The following is a 19,029-nucleotide window of genomic DNA, read 5'->3' on the forward strand; positions in this document are numbered from 1 at the left end:
GGTTGGCTGATGGTAGATAAAAAACAATCTTTTAAAACTAAATATTTGGATAAAGGATTTAATTTCACTTCCATCATTACCGGAATCATTATCACATTTGTTATTTGTTTTTTCATATCTTTGATAACTTACACAATTATTCCTTCAACCAACTTAAGCATATTAGAAATTAATCTAATTAATACAATTGAAGTTATTGGAGTTTCAGTTATTGGAGGATTTATAGCTACATACATTGGAAAAGAAAAACAATTACTAAATGGAATCTGTGTAGGGTTAGGAATTATTCTTATTTCAATCATATCCCATGTGTATTTAATTATTCAAGGCCATTCAAATCTCGACTCATCCAGCCCGATCATTACCCTATTTGCAACTTTAGGATATATTTTAGCTCCAACTTTAGGTAGCTACCTCGCAATCAGAGCAACTTAATATCCAAAAGAAAATGAGTATCTAGTATTGGATGTTTTAATATACGTTTTAATTATTTAATGGGGAACATCCCAAATTTTCGACTCGAAACATACTATGATTAATTATAAATAAAAAAAATTACAGATTAGGCATGTAATATTAGTGGGGGGATGTTATAATGGACTTAACAATTTTATGGCTGGTACCGGTAGCATATTTTATACATATCTTAGAAGAATCACCACGTTTCGTTCCGTGGGCCATTAAATACATTGGTGCACCTGAAACCTTCGGCCAGTTCGTTATTGGAAATGTTATTTTCATGGCTTACGTTATCATAGCCACATCACTTGCAATCTTTTATCCCAGCGAATTAACCCTGGTTATCGGATTATCCTCCGCTGCATGGATATTTTCAAACTTCTTGATCCATGCATACTACACCCTACGCACTGGTGAATATTCTCCAGGGGTTGTGACTGCCAGTGCAATATATGTTCCCGTTTCATTGTATATTTACTACAACTTTTTAGTATCTGGAATGTTAAACAACCTAGACCTAGTATTGTCCATAATCATAGGTTTTGCAGTGATGTATGTCAACCATGATACAAAAAAAGAGAAAAGGAAAAAGATAGGAAAACCTACTTTTCACACTTAACCCATCCCTAGAATCTAAAACCTTAAATATTGCTTTTGAAATACTATTTTTTACATTTACATGGGGGGCGATGATTATAACTTTAATATCTGGCAAAACCGGGTTAAAACTAATTTTAACATCATTTATTCTTTTAGTATCTCTTTCAATGGTTAGCGCAGCCGAATCAGATAACCAATGGCCGCAACAGGCTTATGATAATCAAAAAACCGGCCAATCACCTTACCTATCTTCTCAGAACGACGCAATAAAGTGGAATTATTCATCGGCCAATAACTCTGTTTTTGAAGGTAAAAGTGTGTTATTTGCATCTACACCACTCGTTGGTTCTGATGGCACAGTATATATTTCCTACGATGACGTTGGTGATACCCAGTATGATATTTACCGCTTAGTTGCCCTGAATTCCAATGGAACTTTGAAATGGACTTATACATTCTCAGAACCTGAAAAATCAATCATAACACATACTCCCATCCTGGGTCCGGATGGAACTATTTATGTGCCCCTAAAATCCAATGGAGATATGTCTTACTACCAGGGAACTATAATGGCCCTGAAAGATTGCGGAACCGAAGCAAAATGCACGTGGGAATACATTTTACCTTTAGAGCTTCGCGATCCTCCCACTGGCTCGTCTCCCATCCAATCACCAGTAATAGGTTCTGATGGAACCATCTACCTCGGTGCTAGAATGAATATTGATGATGGCAGGTTGGTTATTTTTGCACTTAATTCCAATGGTACGCAGAAATGGAATTACACTGTTATGGATGGAGATAGCAGCAGCCTGGTGGGTTCAATAAGTTTATCCAAAGAAGGTTATATTTATTTTAACGCGCTTGTACGCCAATATTTAGATTATTATTCTGTCTTCTATGCCTTGAAAGACATACAATCTAGTGCCATTTGTAAATGGACCTACACAATCAGGGATGAAAGGTCCATTTTCCCGGTAGGATACCCCACCATTGGCCCGGATGGCACTATTTATGTGGGATTTGAAAAGTTGATTTCACCTGGCTCCTGGAATTCTTACCTTTATGCCTTTGAAGATAAGGACAGTTACGTGATGTTGAAATGGATTATAAGTGAATTTGATCGAATAATGGCTCCTCCGGCCATATCTTCAAATGGAACTGTATACTTAGGTGCATCTGATTTAGTTTCAAAAGAGAGAAATTTATATTCATTTATAGATTTAGGGAGTGCAGCTTCATTAGTATGGAAATATCCCATTAATAACCTAGAGTCATCCCCCATAATTGGAGCTGATGGCACCATATATGTTCTGTCTGCCCTGTCCCCCATGCATGCTATAAACCCCAATGGAACTTTAAAATGGACTTCTAATATACCATCATCAACTAAACCAGCCATAGCAAAAGATGGAACCCTATATGGCGGAGGTACATTTGTTGATGGTTCCCCAGAACTGGAAATATACACCTCAATAATTTATGCTTTTATGGCTCCAGCTTCAGATATTTACCTATTAACATCAATAAATAATCCAAATCCCACATTAGGTGATATAGTAACAGCTACATTGAAATTGGGAAATAATGGACCCAACGTTGCCTATCAAACCATTTTGAAGTTTACAATCCCTGAAGGCATGCAATTTATAAATACCTGGGCAGATAACGGTAGCATCTATTACGATCCTGCTACCCGGACGGTTATCTGGAATCTGGGAGATGTTCCAGTGGGTGACCCCTATGCTTATGTTCAATTTATGGTAGAACGTATTGGAAACTTTATTATAACTCCAGAAATAAGCACTGCCAGCTTTAACCCCAATTTAAATCAAAAAATACAGGCCCTATTCCTTACAGTTCATGCCCCAGATAAAATTAAAACTGTAGATGCCAGTAAAACTGTGGGGATGAAAAATACAGGCATGCCCTCCTCCGCGATTATCATGGCTCTTTTAATAGTCCTAGGGAGTTTTTTATGGGCAAAAAATAGTTCTAGAATGGATTTATAATCCATATTAGAAACAAAACCATAATATCTTAAAATCCACATTATAACTCTTTTTTATCTCTAAACCCATTTTTTTAAACCCCAGACCTCATTCATTAAATAATTAACCGGGAATCTATTCAATTTCAAGTAATATAACCCCGGTAAGTTTTTAGAAGGTCATCAGAGTCTGCTAGAAGGTATAAATCCTGAATCCTATCCTTAAGTTTATGTCCCCATCATTCTCTCTGATTTCATCTGCACTCACTGAAAAAATAAATAATTGAAAAAACATAAGAAAAAGATTGGTGAAAAAAAATGTGTACGACCTTTAGTATACAAACCAAAGAGGGGAATAATTTTGTTGGACGAAATTTGGACTTGGCATATAATGTAAATGAATCTCCCCTAATTCTTCCGAGAAATTACCTGTTGGAAGATAAAGTTACCGGAGATATGCAAACGACCAACAAAGCTATTATTGGCATTGGGGCTGTAATTGACGACCATCCTTCCATGTTTGATGCCATGAATGAAAATGGATTAGTCTGTGCTGGTCTGAATTTTGAAGGATTCGCACATTTTGAAGCAAAACCAGTACCTGGTAAAACAAATATCACACCTTACGACTTCATTTACTGGGTAATCTCCAACTACGATACAATTGATGAAGTTAAAAGTGCTCTTTCTAACATAGATTTAGTAGATGTGCCCTTAAATGACAAGACACCAGTTCCCACACTCCACTGGATGATAGCTGATAAAACTGGTGCGTCAATTGTAGTTGAAAAAACTAAAGAGAAACTTGCAGTTTTTGATAACCCTGTGGGAGTAATGACCAATCAACCAACCTTTGACTGGCATTTAATGAATCTAAACAGATACATATCTATTAGTCCTAATCAACCAGAACCAGTCAAGTGGAGTGACCAATTATTGCAGATTCATGGTGTTGGAGCGGGTACTCTGGGACTTCCCGGAGATTCTCATAGCGTTACAAGATTTGTGAGAATTGCCTATGCTAGAGCTCATATGCCAGTTCTGGAGGATGATATCAGTGCCGTGACCCAGTGTATGCACATGCTGGACTCTGTAAAAATGGTTAAAGCTGGGGTTTTAACAGAGGGAATGGCAGAAAAAACAACATATTCTGCTTGTATGGACCAGGAAAACGGCATCTATTATTACAAAAATTATGAAAATAACCGAATAAATGCCGTTGATATGCATAAAGAAGACTTGGATGGCGACGAATTAATAAAATGCCAGTATCTAACAACACAGGATATAAATTATCAAAATTAGTTGAAAATGGAATTATATTCCATTTCTTACCTTCTTTTTTTAGTATTAAAAATAGCTTTTTTGTTTAAAAATTGCAGAAAAAATAACCTCAAATATCACCCTTCAATTCTTGTAACTCTTTCTTCATCTCTTTCTTCATCTCGGAGACTCTATTCTAACAGCTGTTAATTACCTTTCAAGTGAGGCTTTAAGGAGTATATCTATTTGATCAAAGCAAATATATTTTCTTATTATTAGGAAGATTAGTTAAAATATGTTGAAAACATCATTCCCTGGAAAATAGATGGTTAAAATGCATATCATAAACCTGAAGCTTGTATGATTAGTACTGTAATTTAATACTTTTTTTGCTCATAGCGGTATATATTTATTAAGTATTCAATTACATATCTTTTAATACATAATAATAGGACGGGGAACTATGAAAAGAATAACTAATAAACGCTGGTTTGGGCCTAAACATGTTAGCTGGGGGCCGGCTCCAAGAACGTGGCAAGGATGGGTTATTACCTGGTGTGGTTGATATCGTTAGTTTCGACTTTGTTTTATCTGCATAGTATTTCTGCATTGACCATTGTCAATATCGCCATCGTGATCATAGTTGCTGCAATTATTATTCTAACCATTGCTGCTTTAACCTACGGACCAGATGAAGATGAAAAAAATTAATTTATGGTGAGTATTCTCCTTTAAATGGGAAAATTCAGGCCAAAAAGGTATAAAACATGTATAAAACGTATAATGACATCTGGGAAAGAGTGGGGATTTTTCTAGGGCCAATATTAATAACTATTTTTATCTGTTTCAAAGTTACCGACCCTAATTTTTCGTGGCTGGCTTTTTTATACTGGATTCATTTACCACTGGTCATGATCCATGAAACAGAAGAATATATCCTCTCTCCCATTGGATTTGAAAAATTCGCTAACTTCTACACGGTATTAAGTAAAGATCCACCAAAGGAGGACTCGCCCCTATCGCCGGCTTACAAACTATTTGTAAACATGTCCATATGGATCTGGGCTATACTGGGTGCGTTACTGGTTACTGTTTTACCCTGGGTTGGTATGGGGTTAATATTCTTCCAGTTACTCATAAATGGCATACAACATACCATTATCTTCCAGATAAAAAAACCAGGATATAATCCTGGATTTTTAACTACCTGGTTGGTTTTAAACCCATTTTGTGTGGTAACCCTCTTCTATGCTTACTATGCCCATGCTTTAAGCTCCCTAGACTGGCTACTTGCATTGATATTGGGTGTTGGTTTTATAGGGATATTGCTTCTAAAAACCACCAGTAAACGAAAAGAAGAATAAATACTATTTTTTTTATTTTAATGATAATTACTCTTTAAATCATATTTAATTAGGAAAAAAATTTATTTTTTAATCAATATATAATTAGATAATTAATTTTAAGGGGGGAATTTATTTTATGACTGAAAGTCCTGCTTATACTGTGGAAAGTAAAGAGGGGGATATTGAAATTAGGGTTTATCCGGGTTATATTTTGGCTCAAACAGATGTGAAGGCTGATTTCGATGAAGCAATTGGAATGGGTTTTTCTATTTTAGCTAATTACATTTTTGGTGGCAATAGGAAAAAATCCAAGATATCTATGACTGCCCCCGTGTCTGGTGAAAATTTATCTGAATCTGAGAAAATCGCCATGACCATACCTGTCACTGAGGAAAGTGTAGATTCAGAAAAGATACCTATGGCTGCACCAGTAACTGAAGAATCTGTTGATGAGTCCGAGAAAATCGCAATGACCGCCCCCGTTACTGAAGAAAAATCTGATTCTCATTTATACCGTATTTCTTTTACAATGCCATCTAAATACACATTAGATACTTTACCTGAACCTGAGGATAAAAGAATAAAATTTAAAGAAGTTAAAAACCAAAAGATGGCGGTTTTAAGATTTAAAGGAAGGGTTAATCATAAATTAGCAGATAAAGAAACGGCAGAACTTAAAAATTGGCTTGAAAAAAATGATATAAAACCGAAATCCAATTTTATCATTGCCCAATACAACCATCCTGCTGTACCTGGCTTTTTCAGGAAAAATGAAGTAATGGTAAAAATACAATAAACTTAAAGATGTTTAACAATTGCTGCTTTTACCTAGGGTGCCAGATGAAGATGAAAAAGATAGTCAATTTCAATGTCCTTTCTTAAATAGGAAAATTACACAAGCATCTTGTGAGGGGGGAAATGAATTGTCTAAGATTATGTTGGTGGGGGATGGAAAATGTGACGTATTAAAGGCAGATTTAGAGTCTTGGGAGCACGAAGTTGCCCATATCTCCCCTACGAATGTAGAAGCAATTGAATTCAATGAATTAGTTCTCGATCTTGTTATAATTGATTTAACAGATCCAATTGAAGAAAGTTTAGAAATTGCCTCTAAAATTAAAGAACGTGATATACCTCTGATTTTCTTACTTAATTCCTCTGATAAACTTATTGTTAAACAATATAAACTCACAGAACCCGAAGGATGCATCGAAAAACCATTTAATCCCACTGAACTAAAATATTCCATTAAATTAATTCTTTACAATCACACCTTAAAGAAACTCAAAGACAGTGAAAAGTTATTTCGCAGCATGGTTGAAACCACACATGAAGGGGTATCCATCAGTGATCCAGCTACCCTTAAGTGTATTTACATTAACCAGAGATTTGCTGATCTTCTGGGATATGAAAAAGAGGAGATCATTGGCCGCGATATAGCAGAATTCCTTTTTGAAGAACAGCAGGCCATGTTTGCTGAGGCCCGGAGAAAAATCCGAACTGGGGTGAAATTTGACTTAATGTTCAAATTTAGATGCAAAGATGGTTCAGTTCTATGGACCTTAGCCATGGCTTCACCATTATACGACAGTGAAGGAAACCATATAGGCAATCTTGCCATGCATAGTGATATAACTAAACGTATAAAAGCTGAAAAAGCCTTAATAAATGCTAATGATCAGTTGGAAAGCAAGGTCCAGGAACGGACCCTGGAATTAACTGAAAGTGAGAAAAAATATAGGACTCTTTTTGAAGAAAGCCCGGATTATAACTTGCTTGTTGATTCGACTGGCACCATAATTGAGGTAAATCATGCCTTAACTAATTTAACTGGTTCCTCTGAAGATGAATTAAAAGGCGTTAATTTAAATAAATTGAAATTAATACACCCCGAAGACTTGGCATTCCATTTAGGAAATCTCTTCATGGTAGTGGGTGGAAAAAAGGTTGGAACATTTGAATCCAGATTTTTGGACAAAAATGACAACTTACACTGGGGGCTGGTGAACATGACCCCCATTATGAAGGATAATGAAATTTCTCATGTTCTGGAAATTGTAACGGATATAACTCAACAGAAAATCGCTGAAAACCGAATTAAATCTTCTTTACATGAAAAAGAATTACTGCTTAAAGAAATACATCATCGGGTTAAAAATAATATGCAAATAATCTCCAGCATGCTGAATCTGCAATGTATGTATGTGGGGGATGATGAAGTAGCTATGATCGTTTTAAAGAATAGTGATAACCGGGTGCAGAGCATGGCCATGATTCATGAATCAATCTATGATTCTCCAGATTTATCACGTATTGATTTTGAGGAGTACATTAGAAAAATAGTTACTTACCTTTACAACACCTACCAAACCCAGCGAACACAAGTTAAAACTGTAATTGACGTTGAGGACGTGAAATTCAATATTGAGACTGCAGTGCCTTGTGGTTTGATAATCAGTGAGCTGGTCTCAAACAGCCTTAAACACGCTTTCCCCAAGGGGAAGAAAGGGGAAATCCATGTTTCACTGCACTCCTCGGATGATACTTACCAGCTAACCATCAGCGATAATGGTATTGGGTTACCAGAAGATAGTGAAATCGGTAAAATAAATTCTTTTGGCTTAGAACTTGTGAATATACTTGTAAATCAGATTGAAGGTAAACTGTCACTTGATAAAAGTCATGGCACTAAGTATACCATTAAATTCAAGGAATTAGAGTATAAAACAAGATTTTAAATCTCCATGCTCATCTCTGGGGCATTAAAGCCTAAATCAGCTAAACTATTAATTGAATAAGTAATAAAAACTTAATTTAATATTCTCAATCAGAAAAAATAAGCCTCAAACCCCACCTATTCAGTTCATTCACCTCATTTTTCATTTCTAAGAATATAAAAAAACCTATTATTCTGTATTTTTAATTCCAGGAACTTTTTAATTAAAAAAAATATAAGTGCTTGTATATTAGAACAAAGATTGAATGTCGGTTATCTAACAAATAGAATAGAGGGTTAAAAAATGAAATGATGATAAATAATCTCTCTTAACTACCCATACAGATTTATAGTATTTTTTATTCTGGTTGCATGTTTATATATGTCATTAACATTTTCTATGGGCACTCTCTCTTCTTTTTTTGAACCTTTGAAGTTTTCCTGCTTATCAAATAGACCAAGATATTTTTGTCTTCCGTCAAAATGCATTCTACAGATTACTTTAAGTTGATTATCATCCAGTAAAACTCCACAATAATTTTTTCTATCCCTAATAAAGACTCTCTCAGGGTCAATTATTTCACTTAAAATGGACTTGACAATATAATATCCTTCCCATTCTTCTTCCGTGGTAACAATTTCACTTTTAGGGGGTTTTACTTTAATTTCCCCTTCAGATTCTCCACTTTTTTCTGTAGAGTGTCTAGCGATTTCTAACCGTTTATCAACCTGTTCATTGATAAATTCTTTAATCGCAGCTTTAATAATCGGATTGAACTGTTCTTTAGCGTTTTTAGTTAATACGCCTTTATAAACTTGTTTAGCAAAAAATCGGATAAAATCATCTGATGGGTCTTTAAGTTGTTCTGCCATTATTTTTTTTATTTCACCTTTATATTTAAGCTCACTAGCAGATTCTAAAATGTTTTGCATATTAAAATTAGATTTAGTGAATTGTTTAAGTGATTCTATTTGATTATCTTTAACATCTCTCAAATCAAGTTCGAAAAATGGTTTTTCGTCCATTAAATTAGCTTTTTCAATGTCCGTATAGAATTTATAAATAATTCCATTGGTTAAAATTCCAAATTTGGCTTCTGTTTCAGTAAAATACCTTCTCAATTGGGCGGCGTGTTCTTTATCAAGATCTGTATATACTGGCTTACATTCCATCAATATGATAGGTTTGTTGTTGATTATAATAGCATAATCAACTTTTTCACCTTTCTTTTTACCAACATCCGCAATAAATTCAGGAACTACTTCTCCCGGATCTGTGTGATCATAACCTAAAACTAATCTAATAAATGGAAGTATAAATGCAGTTTTAGTGGCTTCCTCTGTTTTCACTTTGTCTATTTTTTCATCTATACTTTTAGAAAATTGTTTAACTTCTTCCTCCAAACCCATTTCAATTCTCCCCCTTTATTTACCATTTAACAATATGATACTGATTATTATATAATGATTAATTTATATTTATTTATGTAGATAACGAAAGGAACAATTGGCCTTAAATTATGAATTAAAAATTAACTCACTCTTCAACTTTTCAACTCATCTTCATAACTTAACCTATATATTTAACATTCTGGAATAATATCTATATTAGATTTAGTAAGTTTGGGGTGATTTGTATGGATAAAGATGAATTTGTAGAACAAATATCAAAGGGCCAGGAAAATGTTGTTGGTGTGGAATTTGATGAAAATGAGGTTGATGTGGTATATGATGTAACTGATCCGGATACCGGTGAATATGATCCACTAGTAGTCATTGATACCGCAAACATGGCCCACGAGCATAAAATAAACGGTAAATTACTTAGTTTGAATTTCTTTGAAGATGGAGATCTCAGATGTGCACGTCTATGTTTAAACATTGACATTTTGAATGATGATGACTTGCTTTTATAAAAATCAAATTTATTTTATTTTATTTTATCATGACCGCTATGGCTGAATTTAATTGTTTTCTGTAAAATAAACATATTTGAAGCCTGAAAAGGCATAAAAAATGGTTTTTAAAATTTATTGTTATGTTATGATTCCTCATAGTATTCCGGGCTTTGCAGCATGGAAGGATGGGCATGGTAGAGGATTGCTACATATGCTGCAGAGACTCCTCGATTTAGATCCTGTTGTACAATTCCCTGGTCCCCGGTTTTATTCCAACTGGCAATACTTTCTTTTCCCCTTTCATTCCCGTATTGGAGCATGTTATTCAGGTTAGAGTAGTGGAAGTCATGTTTTTTAGGAGATAGTTGGTTTCCTATTTGCCAGTACTTTTCTTTATCCTTGATCCATCCACAGTGCGGTGCAGAGTAAGTATCAGTGATGTAGTGTGATGCAACACCGAAACACCAGGCTGCTTCCCGATAATCACCCTTTTCATAGGCTACTTTCCCCTTGTCCAGCCAGGTATTAGTTTGAGGATAACTGCCCGGGTATCCGTGATTGATTTTATCATTGGGGATGGTGTCTGGATAGGTGGATCCTTCCTTCATCACCGCCAGGTAGGGTTTAAGATTTTTCTGCACATCTGAGGGTAGGTTAATGTTGATTTCGTCCACGATCTTTTTATGGGCAGCCCACTCCCAGGCAGTGGCCGGTGCAGCCATTAAAAAAAGTAATCCAAAAAATATAGCTATTTTAAACAGGTTTTGCCCGTTAAATCTCCCTATTAAACCGTTTTCACCCATTATAACTCCCTTCTATGAACCCAGTTCTACAGAGGAAACTATGAGTTCACACCCAGATAAGTTGGGTGCCCAGTTAATGTGACCAGTTTCACCATAAAAATCAAAAAAAACATTATTGTAAAATCATCATGAAAATGCGGTTTCCCGAAGTACCACTTTGAGTTAAATATTCACTGACTGAAAAGTGGAAGAAATAGTGATTCCAGTTTAGAGTACGTTTCGGAATGGGCCTCACCGTATTTTGGAAGATAAAATAGATAGAAATAAAAATAACGAATCAGAATACTATTTATATATTTAGGGAAGGGGTTTAATATGAACAATAAGTTACTGTTGATGGGTATATTTATCCTTGTTGCCATTATAAGTGCAGTCTGGCAAGTATTGCTTTTAAATAATGTTAATACACCTGCATTAATTCTGTTCGTTGTCGGATTTCTATTTTTACCATTCCTGGCCGGATACAAACTTAACATTAACCAGGCCGCTATTTATGCCATACTTTTAACCGTTACCTTCATAGTAATAGACACCCTTATTGTGAACGTGCACCTTGACTGGCTTCTGGCCTACGGGGATAACGCCACCAAGTTTATGACTACTGGTTTAATATACACCGGGGATCTTTCCTATCCTTATCCTTCCCCCAGAAACAGTGTAGTTATGTTTTTCGTGTTTTTAATCGCTACCACTGCTGGGAATATAGTGAGTAGAAAGAGGAAAAACCAAAAAGAAGCTTAAAGCAGTGGGGATTCACAGTACTCGGGTATGGAACTGGAACCGGACAATTACTGTTTAAAGTAATTTTATTCTTTTTTATTTTCTTCAAAGGGGCAAGTGTGAACAATAGCCATTTTTACAGAGTTTACACTGTTTATGATCTGTTTTTCAACTATATGCGAGATTTTGTGGGATTCCCTGAGTTTTAAATCCCCATCAAGTTCAATATGCAACTCTACTGAAACATAGGGACCCATGTTATTTAATTTCACATCATGAACTCCCTTAACATCATCTACAGACATTGCTACTGTTCGTATTTCATCTAAAATTTCCTCAGATGGTATTTTACCCATGATAGTGTTAATATTGTCACGGGCAACTATGAATGCTGTTCTTATCACCATCATAGCAATGAATAGAGCCACAATAGGGTCTAACATGGTAAATCCTAGTTGTGCGCCTGCCACACCAACAAGTACAGCACCACACGAGAAAATGTCTACTTTTTGGTGCTGACCATCAGCAATGAGTGCAGGACTGTTAATTCTTCTCCCGGAACGGATTAAGTAGGTGGTCATAGTGTAGTTAACAATTATTCCAATTAAGGCCATTACTGCAGCGGTCCAATCCGGTGCTTTAAGCGCTTCATGCATTAAAAGTTTGATATAAACATCGGAAAGAATTTCATAGGCGACCAACACCAAAAATATTACAATTATTAAACCTACAATGGGTTCCGCCATACCATGCCCGTACTGGTGTTCCTTATCAGCAGGTTTCATCCCAATTTTAAAACCAATGAAAGCCAGAATAGAAGTAATAACATCGGAAAGAGTGTGTGCAGCTTCAGCAACCAATGCCGTACTGCCTGACAATGTTCCGACAATAAAGTTGAAGATGGTCAATAAGATATTCCCCATTATTGCTACCATTGAGGCTTTACGACCAGTACTTTCCCGATCAATTATTTCATTCATATAAATCACTTAAATTCCTATAAAAAATTCCGGCAGGATATACCGTTACAGAACTAAGGTAAAATCAAGATTCACATCGATTACAGAACTTTGATTAACTTTTATATAAAATAAAAGGGGATTAAAATATTAAACCCCCATTTGATTTAATAACGCCTATTATTTTGACTAAGCAAACTTTTAAGATGATTAAACTGCATATCTAGATCATTTAATCTCTCGGAAAGTTCTCTGTTTTTCATTCTTAATTCTTCAAGGTCTCGAGACATCTTATAAAGAATGTCATCGATTTCCCCCCGGCTTCTGTATGAGTCTTTTCCCGTCTTTTGGACCTGGTCAATTGCAGTGTCCATTATTTTTTTTGGATCAAACATTTTTTTCTCTCACCCTACCTCTGAAAATTTAAGATATTACCTCGCTTACTAAACCTTTACATTTAGTTTATTTTCTTATTATTTTAAAACATATAAAGGCTTCGGTGACCCCTAAGGCTTTAATTAGGCTTAACTAACATCATTAGGGCATCCTAACAATTCAAAATAAAGAATAATTCAATGACCCCCATAATGGTTTACAAATTCAACTGGTGGTTAAAGCCCTTTTAAATATAGTTAATCCTTCTTCCAGTTGTTCTTTTGATATGTTCAAGGCAGGAAATATGCGGATTATGTTGCCCTGGGTAACATTCAGAATGAGGCCCCACTCCAAACATTTAGAATATATGGATGCCGCAGTATTTTCGTCCACCATCTCCACCGCAATCAATAACCCTTTCCCCCTTACATCTTTTATAAGATTAGGATATTCATTTTTCAATTTAGTTAACTCTGTGAGGGCGTATACTCCTACATCCCCAACATTTTCCCAGATTTCATTGTCCAACATATATTTGATAACTGAATAGGCAACTGCACAACCTAAAGGGTTACCACAATATGTACCACCATGATCTCCCTTTTCGAGCTTATCGTGTATTTCTTCAGAGAATGCAAATGCTCCGAAAGGGAAACCTCCGGCAATACCCTTAGCCATGGTTAAAATATCAATTTTAACACCATCGGACATGAACATGGGTCCGGTTCTGCAAAATCCAGTTTGAATTTCATCCACTATTAAAAGGACATTATTTTCTGTGCATAAACTAGATAATTTAGCCAGGTAATCTGAATCAGGTACATTGATACCACCTTCACCCTGTATAGGCTCAACTATTACCGCCGCAACATCTTTGTCTATTACTCTTTCAACTGCCGTGATATCATTATACGGAACGAATATATGATGGGGAATTAGGGGATTAAACTTATTTCTATGGACATTTTGACCGGTTGCAGACACGGTGCTAATAGTTCGCCCATGGAAACTTTTCTCTGTAGATATAATATTCAATTTCCCGGTTGCTTTTCTTGCAAGTTTAATTGCTGCATCATTAGCCTCTGCACCACTATTTGAAAAAAATATACGGGTTAAATTATCAGGTAGTATCTCTCTCATTAGTAACAGAAGTTTGGACCTTGCTGGTGAATAGGTTGCTCCAGAGTTGGGATTCTGTATAATTTTTTTACTTTGCTGGCAAAGGGCTTCGGTGATAATCGGATGGGCATGCCCTAAACTGGTCACTCCCCATCCTGCAGTAAAATCTAGATACTTCTTACCATTCTCAGCATAAGCATAGACTCCTTCACCTTTTTCTATTGATAACCTTGCTTTTTTAGCAAAAGAGGCGTAGCATTCATCTTCAATTTCATAAGTGTTTAGTTTTTCCATGGTTAGTCCCCAGATTTTTGGTAGTAAGTTATAGCTCTAATTTTAGATGAAATAACTTCAGTTAAGATTTAGGGGTTTCCTCAGTAGTTTTTCTGTATATTTAGAACCTTCACTTTAAAAAGTAGAAGATTCCATTATATTGATACACACGCTAGATACTCATTTTTTAGGATTGGCATCAATTTAACTATTAACAAAGGTTTATCTTTTAAATCCCTTTATTTTTCAATTTTTCCTGGCATTCTGGACAAATATACGTATCTTGGTCAGTTTCATAGACTTTCTCACAAACTTCACAGATGGCATCTATAAATCCTGGTTTTTTTGTTTTTATGCAAAAATCATGTAAAGCCGAATCCACAGCACTTTTACCTTCAAATACCTTTTTATTCTTATCTGCCATTTTATAACCCTCTTAAATTGTTTATATGTAAATCAATAAAGGAAACAAAACCTGATTCAGTTGATTCAATAATTCTTTTATTTTCCATAAATTATAACTCCCTTTCCGTCTTTGAAACCTTTTGTTTGGCGAAATATTTCCTTTGAAACATTAGTGCGACATTTACCAGACTTATTAAGACAGGAACCTCTATCAGGGGCCCTATTACTGTGGCGAATGCCACTCCGGATCCAATTCCAAAAACTGCTATTGCAACTGCTATTGCAAGTTCAAAGTTGTTACTAGCTGCTGTAAATGATATAGCTGTAGTTCTGGTGTAGTCAGCACCTAATTTATATCCTAGGAAAAATGTGATGAAAAACATTACCACAAAATATACCACTAGAGGGATAGCTATGATAACCACATCTAAAGGTATCTGAACAATGTAATCTCCTTTTAAGCTGAACATTACCACAATGGTAAATAGAAGAGCTATCAAAGTTATGGGGCTTATTTTTGGTATGAATTTTTCATGGTACCATTCCTTTCCCTTGATTCTAACCAGGAAGAACCGGGTGAAAAAACCGGCAATGAATGGTATACCTAGGTAAATGAAAACACTTTGGGCTATCTGCAGGATATTAACATCAACCGCAGTTCCCTGAATTCCTAATAATGGTGGTACGATGGTGATGAAAAACCAGGCGTATACACTGTAGAAAAGGACTTGAAATATGCTGTTTAGAGCCACCAGACTGGCCGCATATTCATTGTTCCCTTTTGCTAGTTGGTTCCAGACTAAGACCATGGCTATGCAGGGGGCTATTCCAATTAGAATCAATCCCACCATATACTCTGGATAGGCAGATAAAAATATTATGGCTAGTGCAAACATCAATAAAGGGGCTACTATCCAGTTCTGGAACATGGCTAATCCTAGAACTTTCCAGTCACGGAATACATGGGGTAACTCTTCGTAACGAACCCTGGCCAGTGGAGGGTACATCATGAGTATGAGACCAATTGCAATGGGTATGCTGGTGGTTCCAACCTGAAATTGGTTCATTATGCCCTTAAAATCAGGCCAGAAGACACCCAGAGAAATTCCAAGGACCATGGCCAGAAAAATCCAAAGAGTTAAAAATTTATCCAAAAATCCCAGTTGGGGAGTATCCCCTATTTCATCAGTTACTGGCTCTATGTCTACAGACATGATTTTCATCTCATTTTAAGGCTTTTTCAAAGGCATCTTTATGAAAACCTGATGCCATTTCCTTTTTACATTCTTCATCAGTGAATAATCTCATTTTGGCAGCTCTGCAAGGGTAATGTTGTAATTTAAGTCCGGCCTCGATAGGTAAATTCTCTAGATCCGGAACACCTGAATATTTGTCCAAGAGGTAATCGGCTACAAATGTTGTTGAACCGCAAGGAGAAGAACGGACTACATTGATATCAACAATTTGATCATTTTCAATTTGTATATCTACTTCAGGCTTTCCAATTTTAGAAGTGAACTCGTCAAATGCTTCATTACCATTTTCTTCCAATTCACACATTATATAAGGACATGTTACATTTTCATAGACTTCTAATTGATTTTTAAAGCCTTCACCCCTCCATGCCGCTACAATTATGCAATTTACATCTTTATTAACCAGATCCACCAGATCCAAGGTGAGATCCGGATGTTGAGTGTAAGTTATCAGGATATTGGCATCCTTTATCTTTGCTAGTTTATCTTCAGGAATGTCTATTTCATCCATGAACATAGCGGTCGGCTTTTCTAATTCAATAAATTCTGTTTCAAAATTTTTTTTAATATTTTCAAATGCCCTTTCCCCGTATGGTCCATCAGTAACTATTACAACTTTTAACATGATTTATGCCCCTTATCTACATGAAAATTCTTTATCCCTTGGTCCGCAGCATCCTTCAAACTCTTCCGAGAAATTACAGGAGTCATCATTGGGTATCATGTATGAATAATACAAATCTTCTAGCCATTCCTTTAATTCATCCCTAATTTTTAGAAATAATTCAAATTTTTCTTCTTCTGTGCCTTCAAAAACTGATGGATCTTCAAATGGTTGTTTGAAGTATTTTTTACCCCCCACAAAGAATGGACATGCATTATATGGGTTTCCGCAGACAGTTACAACGTAATCAAATTCTTGACCTTCAAATTCTTTCAGACTTTTAGATCTATGATGAGAGATGTCAATTCCAAGGTCTTCCATACACGTTATGGCCAGTGGATCAACAGCCTGAGGTTCACTCCCGGCACTATAAACATCAAAAATATCCCCATAAAGATCCCTGAATAGTCCTTCTGCCATTTGTGAGCGTGCTGCGTTATGAATACACATAAATAAAACTCTTTTTTTCACCATTCAATCACCTAAATGAATATTATCCTTAATAAGGATGTGTGCCTATCATGTTCGAAATTGTGCCATTATGGCCGTCCCAGTAAAATATCACTCTATTTAATTAGTTCTATTAATTTTTCAATAGTACCTGTAATTTCAGGGTTTTTAAGACTGTAATGAATCCATACACCTTCTTTACGCCCTTTAATAAAACCCAAGTTTTTTAGAATATTCAAGTGATGCGATATACTTGACTGGGGCTTATCGAGAGCGTGCATTATTTCACAGACACATAATTCTCCATCCGATAGTAAATACAGTATTTTGAGCCGTGTTGCATCGGATAGTGCTTTAAGTTTCCCTGAATATTTTTCATAGTGATCATCATCAGGTAATGACCCCATAAGTTCTTTAATTCTTTTCTTTTGATTTTCATTAGGCCTATCTTCGCCTTGAATTTGGCAACCTGTCATGATACCTCCCATATATCCTCATAATCTATGAATATGTCGTTCTAATTTTATGTTAATTAAAACCATATATCAACATATGTTGATGTATTGATAAAGTGGAATATATAAATATTTGGGGTGTTATCCCTTTATTTTTCAGTCCAACAAAAGGAAAATACATGGAATAAGTGTAAAATTACGATTTTTCCATTAGCACCAGGAAATGATAGAATAAAATATTCAGAAGGGAATAGTAACATTTAAAGAGGGTTACTACTAACTTAGTAGTTGAAGTGATATTGTTAAGGGAAAATATGATTTTAAACAGATACCTCTTCCTTTAACCGAGTGAAAGGTTTTTAAATAAGGATTTGGCGGGTTGTCTTGGTTTTTTTTGTTTCCACCTGCCTAAATTGAATTGGAGTGTGAAACATGAAAAACGCTTATAAATATGGTTTAATTGGATATGTCCTGGTTATGATCTGCAGCACACTTTTTCCAGTAATATTCGGCAATGAACAACTCCAGGCACTGATAATATTTCCCCTAATTTTAATTTTAGCCTACTGGACTAAAATGAATGGTAAAGAGTTGGGTTTGGAATTTGGAAGGTTACGAGATTATATCTGGGCCATCCTGTATCCTCTGAGTATTTGTCTGGTTATTATTGTTATTGCCCTGGTAACCGGGAACCTGGGTGGAATAAAATACCCCAATGAAATGACTGGTAAAATTGTTTATCTCTTTTTATACACACTTATATTAGCATTCGCCACTGAAGAAGGTTTCTTCAGAGGATGGCTTTACGGGATACTGGAAAGAGGTAAAATGAATCCCAAATTAATTCTCCTACTCACGGCCTTGGCCTTTGCCTCCTGGCATTTACCATTATTCTTCCTGAATTCCTCGTTCAACTGGAGCATGCTTCCCATATACATCACCGGGGGGATTATTGGAGGAGTGACCTTCGGACTCCTACGTTACATTTCCGGTTCTATAATTGTGTCATCATTCTCCCATGCCCTATGGAATACCATAGTTTACATTCTATTTGGCTTCGGCAGCAGCATCGGTATTTTAGGGATTAAAGCAACCAACATCTTTAGCCCAGAAAGCGGATTGTTAGGATTGGTCTGTGGTTTAGTTTTCACGGTTATTTTATGGGTATGGGCCTCCAAAAAAGTAGGTTTCAATTATCCAACCAAGCAAGAATAGAATTTAACCTGATTTAAAAATAATTCCCCAATCTTTCTTTTTTTTATTTCCCAGTGGTGAATTAAT

The 19,029-nt window shown here is 35.7% G+C and carries 20 protein-coding genes; 10 read left to right on the forward strand and 10 right to left on the reverse strand.

The features are described from left to right. Nucleotides 1–9: 9 nt before the first annotated feature. From QC759_RS01400 to QC759_RS01430, 7 genes are all read left to right on the forward strand, one after another. The gene (locus QC759_RS01400; protein WP_048073582.1) at nt 10–435 is read left to right on the forward strand and encodes a DUF3792 family protein; all 426 of its coding nucleotides are present in this window, start codon (nt 10–12) and stop codon (nt 433–435) included. A gap of 160 nt (nt 436–595) precedes the next feature. Beyond that, nucleotides 596–1,078, forward strand: a complete 483-nt coding sequence (locus QC759_RS01405) for an HXXEE domain-containing protein (protein WP_048073583.1) — start codon at nt 596–598, stop codon at nt 1,076–1,078. 70 nt (nt 1,079–1,148) lie between these two features. Beyond that, nucleotides 1,149–3,068, forward strand: a complete 1,920-nt coding sequence (locus tag QC759_RS01410; RefSeq protein WP_048073584.1) for a DUF11 domain-containing protein — start codon at nt 1,149–1,151, stop codon at nt 3,066–3,068. A gap of 296 nt (nt 3,069–3,364) precedes the next feature. Further along, a complete protein-coding gene (bsh, locus tag QC759_RS01415) occupies nt 3,365–4,351 on the forward strand; it encodes a choloylglycine hydrolase (protein WP_048073585.1) in 987 nt (328 codons plus the stop codon). Nucleotides 4,352–5,076: 725 nt separating this feature from the next. Next, entirely contained in the window at nt 5,077–5,673 is a 597-nt protein-coding gene (locus QC759_RS01420; RefSeq protein ID WP_048073586.1) for an HXXEE domain-containing protein, read from the forward strand. A gap of 118 nt (nt 5,674–5,791) precedes the next feature. Then, a complete protein-coding gene (locus QC759_RS01425; protein ID WP_048073587.1) occupies nt 5,792–6,451 on the forward strand; it encodes an SOUL family heme-binding protein in 660 nt (219 codons plus the stop codon). Nucleotides 6,452–6,578: 127 nt separating this feature from the next. Beyond that, complete coding sequence (locus tag QC759_RS01430; protein ID WP_144405550.1) at nt 6,579–8,393, forward strand: PAS domain S-box protein; 1,815 nt, start codon at nt 6,579–6,581, stop codon at nt 8,391–8,393. 311 nt (nt 8,394–8,704) lie between these two features. On the opposite strand, the gene QC759_RS01435 is transcribed toward QC759_RS01430, so the two are convergent. Beyond that, nucleotides 8,705–9,781 (reverse strand): type I restriction endonuclease, encoded by a 1,077-nt coding sequence (locus QC759_RS01435; RefSeq protein ID WP_048073588.1) that lies wholly within the window; start codon nt 9,779–9,781, stop codon nt 8,705–8,707. Nucleotides 9,782–10,008: 227 nt separating this feature from the next. On the opposite strand from QC759_RS01435, the gene QC759_RS01440 reads away from it, so the two are divergent. Continuing rightward, nucleotides 10,009–10,287, forward strand: a complete 279-nt coding sequence (locus QC759_RS01440) for a hypothetical protein (RefSeq protein WP_048073589.1) — start codon at nt 10,009–10,011, stop codon at nt 10,285–10,287. Between the two features lie 125 nt (nt 10,288–10,412). Here the strand turns inward: QC759_RS01440 and QC759_RS01445 are convergent, their stop codons facing one another. After that, nucleotides 10,413–11,072 carry a zinc dependent phospholipase C family protein gene (locus tag QC759_RS01445; RefSeq protein WP_052660024.1) on the reverse strand — a complete coding sequence of 220 codons (660 nt, stop codon included), beginning with the start codon at nt 11,070–11,072 and terminating at the stop codon, nt 10,413–10,415. 315 nt (nt 11,073–11,387) lie between these two features. On the opposite strand from QC759_RS01445, the gene QC759_RS01450 reads away from it, so the two are divergent. Continuing rightward, a complete protein-coding gene (locus QC759_RS01450) occupies nt 11,388–11,813 on the forward strand; it encodes a hypothetical protein (protein WP_048073590.1) in 426 nt (141 codons plus the stop codon). Nucleotides 11,814–11,878: 65 nt separating this feature from the next. Here QC759_RS01450 and QC759_RS01455 read toward each other — a convergent pair whose 3' ends face one another. The 8 genes from QC759_RS01455 to QC759_RS01490 all read right to left on the reverse strand — a co-directional run bounded on the left by QC759_RS01455 (nt 11,879) and on the right by QC759_RS01490 (nt 17,769). Next, nucleotides 11,879–12,772: a cation diffusion facilitator family transporter gene (locus QC759_RS01455; RefSeq protein ID WP_048073591.1), complete on the reverse strand. Its 894-nt coding sequence runs from the start codon at nt 12,770–12,772 to the stop codon at nt 11,879–11,881. 146 nt (nt 12,773–12,918) lie between these two features. Next, entirely contained in the window at nt 12,919–13,146 is a 228-nt protein-coding gene (locus tag QC759_RS01460) for a hypothetical protein (RefSeq protein ID WP_048073592.1), read from the reverse strand. 205 nt (nt 13,147–13,351) lie between these two features. Next, complete coding sequence (locus tag QC759_RS01465) at nt 13,352–14,539, reverse strand: aspartate aminotransferase family protein (protein ID WP_052660026.1); 1,188 nt, start codon at nt 14,537–14,539, stop codon at nt 13,352–13,354. A 208-nt stretch (nt 14,540–14,747) separates the two neighbouring features. Then, nucleotides 14,748–14,942, reverse strand: coding sequence for a hypothetical protein (locus tag QC759_RS01470; RefSeq protein WP_048073593.1), 195 nt, complete (start codon nt 14,940–14,942; stop codon nt 14,748–14,750). A gap of 91 nt (nt 14,943–15,033) precedes the next feature. Continuing rightward, nucleotides 15,034–16,137 (reverse strand): ACR3 family arsenite efflux transporter, encoded by a 1,104-nt coding sequence (gene arsB / locus QC759_RS01475; RefSeq protein WP_048073594.1) that lies wholly within the window; start codon nt 16,135–16,137, stop codon nt 15,034–15,036. 10 nt (nt 16,138–16,147) lie between these two features. After that, nucleotides 16,148–16,804, reverse strand: a complete 657-nt coding sequence (locus tag QC759_RS01480; protein ID WP_048073595.1) for a DUF166 domain-containing protein — start codon at nt 16,802–16,804, stop codon at nt 16,148–16,150. A 12-nt stretch (nt 16,805–16,816) separates the two neighbouring features. Next, nucleotides 16,817–17,317, reverse strand: coding sequence for an arsenate reductase ArsC (locus QC759_RS01485; RefSeq protein WP_048073596.1), 501 nt, complete (start codon nt 17,315–17,317; stop codon nt 16,817–16,819). Between the two features lie 92 nt (nt 17,318–17,409). Further along, nucleotides 17,410–17,769, reverse strand: coding sequence for an ArsR/SmtB family transcription factor (locus QC759_RS01490; protein WP_048073597.1), 360 nt, complete (start codon nt 17,767–17,769; stop codon nt 17,410–17,412). A gap of 411 nt (nt 17,770–18,180) precedes the next feature. Here QC759_RS01490 and QC759_RS01495 point away from each other — a divergent pair, with 411 nt between their 5' ends. After that, the gene (locus QC759_RS01495; RefSeq protein WP_048073598.1) at nt 18,181–18,963 is read left to right on the forward strand and encodes a CPBP family intramembrane glutamic endopeptidase; all 783 of its coding nucleotides are present in this window, start codon (nt 18,181–18,183) and stop codon (nt 18,961–18,963) included. The last annotated feature ends 66 nt before the right edge of the window (nt 18,964–19,029 follow it).

Source organism: Methanobacterium formicicum, from assembly GCF_029848115.1.
Classification (GTDB): Archaea; Methanobacteriota; Methanobacteria; order Methanobacteriales; family Methanobacteriaceae; genus Methanobacterium; species Methanobacterium formicicum.